Here is a 12,515-nt window from a genome sequence, read left to right as displayed (position 1 = left end):
TCAATTACTTTTACTATAACGCTTTCAAACCAGAATAACAATACAATCGTGATTAAAAGTCGTTTGGTAAATATAGATTATGATATAAGTCAGATAAAGATACTCAGTACCATCACGATACCGAAAGCACTGAACCCGAGAATGGTTTCCATCACCGTCCACGTTTTCAGGGTTTGCGGTACGGACAGGTTCATGTATTCTTTGACAATCCAGAAGCCGGAGTCATTGACATGGGACAAAATGATCGAGCCTGCCCCTGTAGCCAGTACCAGCAGTTCCGGGCTTACCCCCGGCATGGTGACCGCAATCGGGGCAACAATACCCGCCGCTGTCGTCATGGCTACCGTGGCAGAACCGACGGCTGCACGGATCAGACCCGCAATGACGAAGGCAAGCACAAGCGGTGATAAATGTGCATGCTGGGCAAAACCTGCAATCGCGTCACCCACGCCACTGGCGGTCAAAATCTTGTTGAAACCGCCGCCCGCGCCGATCAGCAAGATAATGGAAGCAACCGGACCGAGACAATCGTTCGTAAATTTCAATAGCTGTTTGCTGTCGAAATTACGTGCATAACCAAAAGAGTAGAGCGAGAACAACAAGGCAAGCAGCAACGCAATGATCGGACTGCCGATAAAATCAATGACCTGTCTAAAGCCGTTGGCTTCTGGCAAAATCAGATCAACAATCGTCGCCATGAGCATCAGAATAACAGGCAGCATAATGGTGAAAAGTGTAATACCGAAGCCTGGCAGCTTTCTTTCTCTCGTTTCTGTAAATTGCTCCATCAATTCACTGGAGGTTTCCACCTTGATACGTTTGGAAATCCAGCTTCCGTAGATCGGACCCGCAATGGCTGCGGAAGGAAGCGCTACGATGAGCGCAAGGAAGATCGTTTTACCGATGTTGGCGTTAAAAATACCTACGGCCAGCATCGCCGCCGGATGTGGTGGAATCAGACTGTGCACGACTGCCAATCCAGCTACAAGGGAAATCCCGATTTTGATCAGCGACGTTCCCGTATGCTTGGCAATCACGAATACAAGCGGGAACAACAGCACGATACCCACCTGAATGAACACAGGGATACCGCAGATAACAGCGACAACCATCATGGCCCAATGGACGTTTTTCTCACCGAACACCCGAACCATCGTTTTGGCAATCTGCTCCGCGCCACCAGACTCAGCCATCAGCTTACCGAGCATCGTACCCAGACCGAGCACAATCGCAATAAAACCTAGGACACTGGCTACGCCCTCCTGAAAGGCCGTTACGATGCTTTTCAGCGGCATGCCTGCGATAAGACCCATAAATACAGCACCGACAATGAGCGCGACAAAAGGGTTCATTTTGACTTTAGCAATCAGTACAATCAATCCGATAATAGAAATAAGTGCATACAACAACAAACTTGCGTCATGACTGAGTCCAAATACGGAATACATCACATAACCCCCTTAGTTAAGTAAGCGCTCTCTATGTTGTTAAAATACAGGGGTTCCCCCTGCTAGTTTTCGATTTTCTCTACGGTTTCCAGCAATGTCCGTTCTCCGCCCACATTCCCGGGGAACACGATATACGGAATACCGCTGAATTTGGCTTCGTCTCCGGTCAACCACACCGGGATACCTGCCGTTACCTGACCAAGTACACGCGCTTTGCGGATGGCAAGGCCCTTGGTCGCTACATCACTGGAAGTGATGCCGCCCTTGGCAATGATAAACTTGGGCACAATGTCAAGCGACTGTACGATCTCGACCAATGCGCCGGATACCGTTTGGCTAATCTTGAAATTGTCGGCTTTGTTATTCACTACGATCAGCTTGCGGCTACTGTATACAACCACATTACTGCCCGCAGCCAATTGTTTGTTGGCTTCTTCTATGACGCGGCTTAATTCCTGTTTGTAGCCCGCAGGCTCAAGCACCCGCTCTACATCAATTTCCAGACCCACAATACCCGGATACGTCAGTAGCTGCTCCAGTTGGCGTGTTGTTTTTTGAACATAGGAGCCAACGACGACAATACCGCCATGGCCTTCCTGTCCACTTGCAATCAGACGTTCTTTAGGCAAGTAATCCCGGTCTGATATCCCGGCATATGATTTGACAAAGGAAGCGGCTGTACGGAAAATGAACGATTTCCCCTGCTCCTCTGCTTTCAGCAGTCCCATTGACAACACATCCATATCTGCATACGAAAGCACGTTAACGATGATCGGCACATTATCTTTGGCTTGCAGCAATATCTCTTGAACAGCGTCCGGTCCCTTGCGAATCTGTTCCAGTGAAATGACGAGACATTTCGAGGCTTGAATACGGCCTTCTGTCTTCTCTTCCACCCATGCTGTCAAATCACCGTTTTCATAGCCGAATACTTTATCCTTGGCAAACTCTGACTCATGTACGGGAATCAGCGTGTCGTCCTCCACCATATAATGGGTGTTGCCTCCGGTCACGCGCCCAGCTTCGAAAAAGGCCGGAATGATCAGATGACCATCGTAGCTCCGTCCGCTCTGGCGTGAAATTTCTTCTACCAGTACATCCGTTTCCAGCGGGTAATATCCACGCAGCATGGAATCACTACGGCTCACAAAGGTAAATGATTTTCCCTTTTCGGATGCAACAGCCTGCACATTGCAAGCAATCTCGCGGTTAATTCGTTCTGCGGTCTGCGCATCAAACCCACGAGTATTGGTCAGGATATAAAAGAGTGTTTCCGGGGAATCAAACGCTTCACGAAGCAATTCTTCATCCCACTGCGTCAAAACGTCGATATCATGAACTGTTTGTACACCTGTTGGGTCATCGTCCAAAACGATAATTTTCCGGCCTCTGGAGTCATTTATCCGTTGAATCTCCTGACGCATCCCTTTGTTTTCCCATTCGGAAGGCAGTTCTGCCTGAAGGGCTGACAACGAAGTATATCCTGCTTTTACATTCATGTAATCTCCACCTTATTCAAATTCTGGATTAGCATGCTCTACCTACTCTGCTTTTACCTGTACACCTGCAAGTTTTTCAAAATACTGCACGATTCCACCATGATCGTCTGCCGCTTTTCCGTCCACTTTCAGTGCGTGAAATATCTCCAGCAGTTGGCTGCTAAGTGGCAAAGGTGCCCCGATATCATGAGCCGTTTCCATAACATTCGTGATGTCCTTGAGATTAATATCTATCCGTCCGCCAGCTACAAAATTACGTTCCAAAATCAGAGGAACTTTGGCGTCCAGTACCGCACTGCCTGCTAATCCACCACGAATAGCCTGGTACATTTTTTCGATATTAATACCCGCCTTGGCTGCAAATACGAGCGCTTCGGACATGGCTGCGATGTTCAGATTAACCATAATCTGATTAGCAAGCTTTGCCGTTGCACCGCAGCCGTTATCCCCAACCAGGGTGACGTCCTGACCCAGCACATGCAGAACATCCGAAACTTGCTCGAACACGAACTCACTGCCGCCAACCATAATCGCCAATGTCCCATCAATTGCTTTCGGCTCCCCACCGCTAACAGGTGCATCCAGCATATGCAGACCAGCGTCAGCAGCTTTCACCGACAGCTCTTTGGAGACAACGGGGGAAATGGAACTCATATCCACAATAACGCTTCCAACACTAGCCCCTTTTAAAATCCCGTTCTCGCCCAAAACCACTTCCTTCACATGGTTGGAATTCGGCAGCATCGTGAAAATAATCTCACTGCCCTCGGCAACTTCCTTGGGAGATGCGGCTGCATGCGCCCCTGATGCCACCAAAGCAGCGACTGCCTCCTGATTAATATCAAATACGGTTAGCTCGTAATCTGCTTTCAAAAGATTCAACGACATCGGACGACCCATAATACCTAATCCAATAAATCCAATTTTCTTTGCCATGTTAAAGTCCCTCCGTAGCTTTTCAAATTCGATTTCCTATTCAGGATTTTTATAAAAATCCATTTGTAAACGCTTTTTATCACATGTAAGCGCTATTAATTTGTCTTTACATTTGAAATTGTACACAATAAATTCATTTTTGTATACAAAAAATTAAAATTTGTATCAATTTTTATCGAACACATAGGATAAACGTTGTTTAACCTCCGTCTTTTCGCTAAAGTAGACGTAGAGGTGAATGACATGCAGTACAGCAGCAATAACTCCCGAACGGCGCACCAGCAATCCTATGAAACGCTGCGTGATATGATTCTGAACGGAACGATTCCTCAGGGAACCAAGCTGGTCGAGGAAAAGCTTGCTACGCAGCTCGGTGTGAGCCGGACACCTATCCGTGAATCCATCCGCAAATTGGAGCAGGAGGGGCTTATCGTCAATAAGCGTGTAGTCAAGCTCTCTGAAACCGACCTGCGTAATACCTTTGAGCTGCGTATGCTGCTTGAAGGACATGCGGCGCGAAGTGCAGCGGCCTATCTGTCCGAGACAGAGCTGCTGGCTTTGGAGCAATGTGTGGAAATTGGGCGCTCCGGCTCGCTGGATGAGGTGATGCAAGCGAATAAAGAGTTTCACGAAATCATTATGAGCGCCAGCAATAATTCGATGATGATTGATTTATTTGACCGGATGCAATCCGTCATTTATTTATTCCGTCATACGGTCGTTTACTATCATCGCCCCTTTCTGATTGACGAGCATCAGCACATTTGCGAAGCGATTCGGGCGCATGATGGTGACACGGCAGAACGGCTGATGAAGGAGCATCTTCAAGCGGATTTGGATTTTTGTCTGCATCTGATCAGATAGGCTTTTCTATTATCCATTTCTATGCCATGCCAAAAAACCGCTAAACACTTGGAGTCCTTGTGCTTAGCGGTCTTTTGGGTATAAAATTCGTGAATGATCGAACGCCTAACTCTCTTTTCCTTCCCTAAATACGTCTTTGGCGATTTGAATCGCTGAGGCGGCTCGGGGCCATCCTACATAAAAGGCAAGCTGAGTGATGACCTCAACCAGTTCTTCTTCCGATAATCCGTTATCCTTAGCCAAATTCAGATGATAGGTAAGCTGCCCCCCATGCTCACCCGCTACCAATGCGGAAACGGTTATGAGACTCCGTTCTCTGAGAGATAGCTCACTTCTTCTCCATACATCCCCAAAAAGAACATCCTCCGTATAGTTCACAAAAGCGGGCGCAAAATCTCCAACCTTTTCCCGTACACTCGACGTGATTAATTTATGCTTCATTCATTCAACACTTCCCTTCGTCCCTGATGTGCAGTTATGCAGATCGTATGCAGATGTGCAGTTTCCAGCTACAGAATCATCTGGGCAAGTCCGTTGCCAAAGGACCAATCCTCAAATTCCGTTTCCACCAGTGTGACAAATACATCCTCCGGCCTGATCTTACATTCGGTGGATAAGAGTTCGGATAACCTTTGGTAGAAGCTCTTTTTTTGCTCCGTAGTTCTACCTAATCCCATCGTAATTTGGATATACAGCAGCTTATCTGTTCTGGGTATATCCAAATAATCCGGACTATAATAAAACTCGCTTTGCTTATGAGCATGAAAAACCTGAAAGTAGTCCTTTTCCGGTACCTGAAAATGCTCGATCAAAGCGTCCAGGATACAGCGGCTAATTAAAGGCAGCTCCTTCTCTGTGTATTGATCCTCCATGTAACCTACTCGTACAAATGGCATGTTCATCTCTCCTGTCCGTTGGGATAAATTAATTGTACTCCATCTATTTTCATCTATATAATTGAAAATAAACATAAATATATTCATTTTTATCGATGGAGATGAGTGTTCATGGATCTGAAAGAGCTAACCACGTTTCGTACCATTATTGAAGAAGGAACCTTCTCAAAGGCTGCCGCCAAATTAAACTACGCACAGTCTACAGTAACCAGCCAAGTTCAGCGACTGGAGAAGGAGCTGGGATTTCAGCTTTTTAAAAGGGGATGGGATGCAGAATTAACGGCCTCAGGAAAAGTGTATGCAGACGAGGTAAATGGGCTTATTCAGCATTGGAGTTATGTATTAGATCAGGCCAACTCTCTGAAAAAGGAGGAAATCGGCACCCTCCACATCGGTGTGATCGAAACGGTGGCGGCTTCCGTACTACCTGCGGTTCTGCTTCAGTTTCGGGAGCATAAACCGAATATGACGTGCCATTTTACAGTTGGAAACACGGATACGCTCTCGCACGCTTTGCTGGACAACACGCTTGATTTTGCAATTTGCGGGGAATCTCACTCCGTTCCCGCCCTGCACTTTGAACCTGTGTATCACGAACAAATCGCCTTTATTGTATCCCGTGATCATCCCTTCGCTGCAAAAAGCGAGCTTCATCTCGAAGATCTGTATGAGTACCCGCTTATCGTTGGAGGGAAGAACTGCCTGTACCATATCCGGCTGGAAAAAGAGCTTTCCCGCTTTCCGTCGATGCCGTTTTTTTATACCGTAAGCCAAATCTCGTCTATACCTTTATTTGTAAAAACGATTCCTTCGGTTGGAGTGGTTCTATCGTCATTGCCTCTGCCGGATGATTTAGTCACCTTACCCCTCCAGCTAACAGACCCTAATATTCCTATTGGACTATTACAGAGCAACCAGCATCAGCAATATATGTCCTCAGCCCGAAAACTGTTTATGCAACTGGTTAAGGAGCTTTGTAGGCGATAGCTCAGGCTAGGCGCAAATCGTTTTAGTTCGCAAGCCGACACCTTTGCATAAAGAAAAAGCCGCCAAACACTCATAAACCTAGTGTTTAGCGGCTTTACTATTATGGAGACTGGAGGAAGTGACGCCAGTTATTTCGTTTCGAGCGGTTTTTTCCACAGTCCCAGAATGAGCGCGGAAATCACAGAACCAATCGCCACCGCAAGCAAGAACAGCAAAGCATGATTGGCAAGAGCTGCTACAAAAATTCCGCCATGTGGAGCTGGAAGATTGATTTTCCAGAACTGTGTCAGACCACCAGCAATCGCTGAACCTACAATACAAGAGGTTAAGACGCGCAGAGGGTCAGCAGCTGCGAATGGGATTGCTCCTTCTGTAATAAAGGACAAACCGAGTACATAGTTCGTCAAACCAGACTTACGCTCCTGCTCAGTAAATTTATTTTTGAAGAACGTCGAAGCCAATGCGATCGCCAGCGGAGGTACCATACCGCCCGCCATAACAGCAGCCATCATAGCCCCGTTCGTGTTACCACTGGAAGTAAAGACACCGATTGAAAATGCATAAGCCGCTTTGTTGAAAGGTCCACCCATGTCAATCGACATCATTCCACCAAGAATCAGACCCAGAATCACTGCATTACCTGTACCCAAATTGTTCAGAACATTGACAAGCCACGTATTAATACCACCGAAAATCGGATCGAACAGGTAGAACATAATCGCACCTGTAATTAGGAGTCCAAATACCGGGTATAACAAGATTGGTTTTAAACCATCCAGCGCTTTCGGCAGACCTTTAAAAGCTTTACGCAGGAAGATAACCACATAACCAGCCATGAAACCTGCTGCCAGACCGCCAAGGAAACCTGCATTAGAGTTTACAGCCATCAGACCACCAACCATACCTGGCATCAATGCCGGACGATCCCCAATACTCATCGCGATAAATCCGGCCAGTATCGGAATCAGGAAGTGGAACGCACCTGTTCCGCCACCAATCGTTTGTAACAGCTTGACAATCGGATTCTCCGCTCCCGCTATCTGTTCGAACAGGAAGGAGATAGCCAGCAAAATCCCGCCGCCTACAACAAACGGCAACATATGAGAGATACCGTTCATTAGATCCTTGTAAATTTTGCTGCCGACGCTGGTTTTTTCTGCTTTCGTCTCCTCCGCGTTCCCCTTACCTTCGCTGCGGTAAATTGGAGCATCGCCGTTTAGCGCTTTGCGGATCAGTTCTTCAGATTTACGAATACCGTCACTTACCGGTCTTTGCAATACAGGCTTGCCGTCGAAGCGGGCCATTTCGACCTTCTTGTCGGCTGCGACGATTACACCTTTGGCACGACGAATTTCATCCGGGGTCAGTACGTTTTGTGCACCTTCCGAGCCGTTCGTTTCTACCCGGATATTTACACCCATATCTTTCGCTTTCTTAATGAGAGCGTCTTCAGCCATAAACGTGTGTGCGATACCTGTAGGGCAAGCGGTAACCGCAACCACAAACTCGTCAGAATCCGGGTTGCCAACGATAACGTCTGGTGTTTGCTGTGCCTTGGCAGCTTCTTCCTTCGCCTCTTTTGCTTGCTTGGCTGCTTCTACTTCCGCCTGCTTGGTATCAAACAGCTCGGATACTTCACCCGGTGTTTGCGTATTCATAAGTTTACCGATGAAATCGGTATCAATTAATAACCGGGAAAGCGCCGCCAGTGTGCGAAGATGCGTATTCGCTGCTCCTTCTGGAGCCGCAATCATGAAAAAGACTTTCGCCGGCTCACCGTCCAACGATTCGAAATCTACGCCTTTACTGCTTTTTGCAAAAACAACAGTCGCTTCATTCACAGCTTTGGTCTTGGCATGCGGCATCGCAATGCCGCCGCCGATTCCGGTGCTGGATTCTGCTTCGCGTTTGTAAATCATTTCTTTGAACAATGCCCGGTCATTAATGCGTCCGCTGGCTTCGAGACTGGCGATGAGTTCCTCAATCGCCCCGTCTTTTGTCGTTGCCTGCAAGTCCATGATCATCGTTTCTTTAATCATCAGGTCTGTTATTCTCATTTTTCTCACTCTCCTATGTTCGATCAGCGTGTCAACACACGCCTAATAAGCTCATGATGCAGCGGAATTACCATTTTGTAATCGTGACTTGCGGCCGTAATTGTTCAATTTTCTCTCTGGTAGCCAGATCATCAGAGAACGCGGTTGCACTTCCGGATGCCACTCCTGCACGGAATGCTTCGATCGGATCGCCAACAAGAGCTAACGTACCCACGAATCCAGCAATCATGGAATCACCTGCGCCTACAGAATTTTTAACCGTTCCTGCCGGTACATTTGCGTGGTACACTTCGTCTGCCGTAATGAGCAAAGCTCCATCTCCTGCCATGGAAACCAGAACATTTTTTGCGCCTGTTTCCAGCAGCTTGCGGCCGTAAGTGACGATTTCCTCCTTTGAATGAATGGTTACGCCAAACAACTCCGCCAACTCATGGTGATTCGGCTTGACGAGCAGCGGCTTATGAACGAGTGACTTCATCAGCGCTTCACCTGTGGTATCAATGACGAATTCAGCCCCAGTCTGCTGGCACACGTTAATCAGCCGATCATAGAAGTCCCCCCCAAGTGATGGCGGGATGCTTCCAGACAAGACGACAATGTCATTTTTCTGGAGACCCGACAGCTTTTGCACCAGCGCATCTGCCTCTTGCTCACGTATAGCAGGTCCCAAGCCGTTAATTTCCGTTTCATCACCATGCTTGAGCTTAATGTTGATCCGTGTATCATCTTCGATGATTACAAAATCAGTTTTGATGGATTCCTCCCGCAATGTATCGTTGATAAACCTGCCTGTGAATCCTCCGAGAAAACCAATCGCCGTGCTGTCTGCTCCCAACTGATTCAACAAACGCGATACATTAATACCTTTGCCGCCCGGCAGTTTCAAATCACGTTTCATCCGGTTCAAATCACCAAGCTTCAAGTCGTCAACTTCCACGATATAATCAATGGAAGGGTTAAGCGTTACTGTATATATCATCGTTATCCCTCGATTATCTTAGTTTTCTGAGCAATAGATCGGCGTGAGCGTTCAGGCACCGATTCTGTAATAAGGATAGCTTCCTTCAGTTCGAACAGCTTCGCAAAGGTAACTTCACCAATTTTGCTGGAATCGGCCAACACATAGGTTTTGCCGGATAGCTGATGGGCACGCCGTTTAACCAACGCTTCTTCGGGATCAGGAGTTGTATATCCCATTTCCACATCGACACCGTTCGTTCCTAAAAAGCATTTGTCGAACCGAAAATTATCCATATTCTGCAGGGCAATACTCCCGATTACGGCCTTGGTATGAATTTTCATCATCCCTCCCAGTAGATAGCTTCTGATTCGTTTGCTTACCAGTGCTTCTACGTGGGATAGGCCATTTGTCACGACCGTCACGTCTTTAGCTTCAATGTAAGGAATCATCGCCATCGTTGTTGTTCCCGCATCCAGATAAATACATTCGCCATCCAAAATTTCTTTGGCGGCCATACGAGCGACTGCGTTTTTCTGTTGAACGTTTTTGAATGCTTTTTCTTCCATGCCAGGTTCTTGACTTTTCTGATTCAGCAAGGCTGCCCCGCCATGAATCCGCTTTAGCAACTGACGGGCTTCAAGATCGATTAAATCACGTCGAATCGTTGATTCAGAAGCGCCCAACAGATCGACCAATTCCTGCAACTTTACAACACCACGCTCTTGTAAGCGCTGTATTATTAACTTGTATCTTTCTTCCGTCAGCATCTTCATTCCCCCAACTATTCATATCGTACCATAAACCTCACAAAAAACAATCATTTTTATTCAAAAAGATTCAAAAAACTTCATCCCAACTTCATTTTTTTACAAAATGGTGAATTCCAAGCCCCAACGCCATGGTTGCGTTTACATTGAAAGGGAATGGCATCCATTTTTATGTAAATACATTCTTCTTACATAGGAATTCAGCAGTAAACGTTCAAAAACGTTCTACTGCTTCCATCAGCACCATTTTACCACAACAAAAAAGCTAAACACCTGGGTTGGTCCCCTCTGTGCTTAGCAGATTTCGGCCATTTAACCATTTACGATTCCGATGACGAAACCATCATAGCCTTTGCTTCCTACCGTCTGAATGGCTGTAGCTGTAATCCTCGATTCTTCAGCCAGCAAATCATAAAATTTTCTTACCCCCTGTATACGAGGGTCTGTGCTTAAGGCTTGAATGACTTCTCCTTCACGAATGACGTTATCGCCAATAATCACCGTGCCAGGATGCGACAAACGGAGTGCCCAAGCTAGATACAATGGATTATTCGGTTTATCTGCATCAATAAAGATTAGATCAAAAGGGGCAACGCGTTCTTCCTCCATCTGTGCTAACTGTTTTAATGCGTCTCCCTCACGAAGTTCGACCATTCCATCCAATTGGGCCAACGCTATGTTGGACCGGGCTGTTTCAGCATGAAGCGGATTGGCTTCCAGCGTAACAATTTTTCCGTCCTTCGGCAACGCCCTTCCCAGCCAGATTGTACTATATCCTCCCAAAGTACCGATCTCCAGCACGCGTTGTGCACCTTGCATTTGAGCAAAGATATTTAACAGTTTTCCCTGATTGGGTGATACATCATACGGAGGCAATCCCGCTTTTTGATTAGCAGCCAGTACCTGTTCCAGAATAGCATCATGCGGAATGAGACGATCCGAAATATACTGGTCTACTTGATCCCATGTGTTCGTTTGATTCGTTTGATTCATTTGCTCCACTCTCCTTTGTATTAACTTACACTTTGATTGTAAATGAATTATTATTATAAAAATAATATATGTTTTTGCGTTATTTATAATCTAAATATATGAATAATCGAAAAAGGAGAGTTCTACAATGAACCTGCATGCGTTACGTTTATTCCATGTGGTCGCCTCCACCGGAAGTGTGACACGAGCCTCTGAACTATTAAATATCAGCCAACCTGCTATTACCGCTCAAATTAAAAAATTCGAAAAAGAAATATCCCTCACACTGCTCATGCCGCTGGGAAGAGGAATTGCCTTGACCGATGCTGGTGAAAAGCTTGCTTTACTCGCCAAACGGCTCTTTGCCGTTGAACAGCAAATCGAACAATTTTCACAGGATTATCGTGATGGAACCCATGGGCATATCCGGCTGGCTGCTACTTATTTACCGGCTCATTTTCTAATTCCGACCTGGATTGCGAAGTTCAAGCAACAATATGAACACGTTGAAATGACGATTAACACAACCAATTCCAATGATGCATTGAAGCAGCTATTAAATATAGAAGTGGACTTTGCCGTCTATGGGGGACTGCCAGAGCAACACCCGGATACGATTGAGACAGAAGAATTGTTTCGTGATGAGCTATGGTTTGTCGTCGCACCGGATCACCGATACGCTAATCAGCAGGTCACTTTATTAGAGATGATGCATGAACCCTTTGTTATGCGTGAAAAGGGAAGCTCGACACGGGAGCGATTGTTTTCCTTATGTCGAACCTACAATGCTCCAGTTCCCCAGATCACCCTGAACTTCACGGGATTGCATGAGGCCATTACCGCAGTTATTGCCGGATACGGTGCGAACTTTGTGTCTTCGTTGGTCGTACGCGAATATGTAGAACGCGGCGAGCTGTGCCGGGTATACGTCGAAGACATCCAGCTTCAAAATTCAATCGCTATCTGTACCCGCAAAAATGAACCTCTATCTGCCGCTGCCCTGAACCTTATTCAGCTCATCCGCAGCAACTCCTGAGGGGGAGATTAATGAAGCCCCCCTCCATAATCTTCTCCAGATAGACTTCTGGCTGTGAGTAATAGAAGAGACCAAAGTTCCTTAGACAAGCT

12 protein-coding genes are annotated in these 12,515 nt (G+C 46.5%); 3 read left to right on the top strand and 9 right to left on the bottom strand.

Features of this window, described 5'->3' with window-relative positions; all coding sequences use genetic code 11:
* Positions 1–89: 89 nt before the first annotated feature.
* From NST83_RS08695 to garR, 3 genes are all read right to left on the bottom strand, one after another.
* Positions 90–1,448, bottom strand: coding sequence for a GntP family permease (locus NST83_RS08695; protein ID WP_342417323.1), 1,359 nt, complete (start codon positions 1,446–1,448; stop codon positions 90–92).
* A 62-nt stretch (positions 1,449–1,510) separates the two neighbouring features.
* The gene (locus NST83_RS08690; protein ID WP_342417322.1) at positions 1,511–2,947 is read right to left on the bottom strand and encodes a four-carbon acid sugar kinase family protein; all 1,437 of its coding nucleotides are present in this window, start codon (positions 2,945–2,947) and stop codon (positions 1,511–1,513) included.
* A 42-nt stretch (positions 2,948–2,989) separates the two neighbouring features.
* Positions 2,990–3,883 (bottom strand): 2-hydroxy-3-oxopropionate reductase, encoded by an 894-nt coding sequence (gene garR / locus NST83_RS08685; RefSeq protein ID WP_342417321.1) that lies wholly within the window; start codon positions 3,881–3,883, stop codon positions 2,990–2,992.
* Between the two features lie 243 nt (positions 3,884–4,126).
* Here garR and NST83_RS08680 point away from each other — a divergent pair, with 243 nt between their 5' ends.
* Positions 4,127–4,747, top strand: a complete 621-nt coding sequence (locus NST83_RS08680) for a GntR family transcriptional regulator (RefSeq protein ID WP_137062483.1) — start codon at positions 4,127–4,129, stop codon at positions 4,745–4,747.
* A 105-nt stretch (positions 4,748–4,852) separates the two neighbouring features.
* On the opposite strand, the gene NST83_RS08675 is transcribed toward NST83_RS08680, so the two are convergent.
* Together NST83_RS08675 and NST83_RS08670 are read right to left on the bottom strand one after the other, a co-directional pair.
* Positions 4,853–5,188: a carboxymuconolactone decarboxylase family protein gene (locus NST83_RS08675; RefSeq protein WP_342417320.1), complete on the bottom strand. Its 336-nt coding sequence runs from the start codon at positions 5,186–5,188 to the stop codon at positions 4,853–4,855.
* A gap of 68 nt (positions 5,189–5,256) precedes the next feature.
* The gene (locus tag NST83_RS08670) at positions 5,257–5,643 is read right to left on the bottom strand and encodes a tautomerase family protein (RefSeq protein WP_137062481.1); all 387 of its coding nucleotides are present in this window, start codon (positions 5,641–5,643) and stop codon (positions 5,257–5,259) included.
* A 111-nt stretch (positions 5,644–5,754) separates the two neighbouring features.
* Between NST83_RS08670 and NST83_RS08665 the strand changes: the two genes are divergently transcribed.
* The gene (locus tag NST83_RS08665; protein WP_342417319.1) at positions 5,755–6,630 is read left to right on the top strand and encodes a LysR family transcriptional regulator; all 876 of its coding nucleotides are present in this window, start codon (positions 5,755–5,757) and stop codon (positions 6,628–6,630) included.
* A gap of 128 nt (positions 6,631–6,758) precedes the next feature.
* Here the strand turns inward: NST83_RS08665 and NST83_RS08660 are convergent, their stop codons facing one another.
* The 4 genes from NST83_RS08660 to NST83_RS08645 form a co-directional block, all read right to left on the bottom strand.
* A complete protein-coding gene (locus NST83_RS08660; protein ID WP_342417318.1) occupies positions 6,759–8,687 on the bottom strand; it encodes a fructose-specific PTS transporter subunit EIIC in 1,929 nt (642 codons plus the stop codon).
* A gap of 67 nt (positions 8,688–8,754) precedes the next feature.
* Positions 8,755–9,666: a 1-phosphofructokinase gene (gene pfkB / locus NST83_RS08655; protein ID WP_137062478.1), complete on the bottom strand. Its 912-nt coding sequence runs from the start codon at positions 9,664–9,666 to the stop codon at positions 8,755–8,757.
* 2 nt (positions 9,667–9,668) lie between these two features.
* Complete coding sequence (locus NST83_RS08650; RefSeq protein ID WP_342417317.1) at positions 9,669–10,415, bottom strand: DeoR/GlpR family DNA-binding transcription regulator; 747 nt, start codon at positions 10,413–10,415, stop codon at positions 9,669–9,671.
* A 312-nt stretch (positions 10,416–10,727) separates the two neighbouring features.
* Positions 10,728–11,408 carry an O-methyltransferase gene (locus NST83_RS08645; protein ID WP_342417316.1) on the bottom strand — a complete coding sequence of 227 codons (681 nt, stop codon included), beginning with the start codon at positions 11,406–11,408 and terminating at the stop codon, positions 10,728–10,730.
* A gap of 127 nt (positions 11,409–11,535) precedes the next feature.
* Between NST83_RS08645 and NST83_RS08640 the strand changes: the two genes are divergently transcribed.
* The gene (locus NST83_RS08640) at positions 11,536–12,423 is read left to right on the top strand and encodes a LysR family transcriptional regulator (protein ID WP_137062475.1); all 888 of its coding nucleotides are present in this window, start codon (positions 11,536–11,538) and stop codon (positions 12,421–12,423) included.
* Positions 12,424–12,515: the final 92 nt, after the last annotated feature.

The sequence above is a fragment of the Paenibacillus sp. FSL R10-2782 genome (genome assembly GCF_038592985.1).
Lineage (GTDB): Bacteria > Bacillota > Bacilli > Paenibacillales > Paenibacillaceae > Paenibacillus > Paenibacillus terrae_C.
This window is presented reverse-complemented; position numbering and strand designations above follow the sequence as displayed.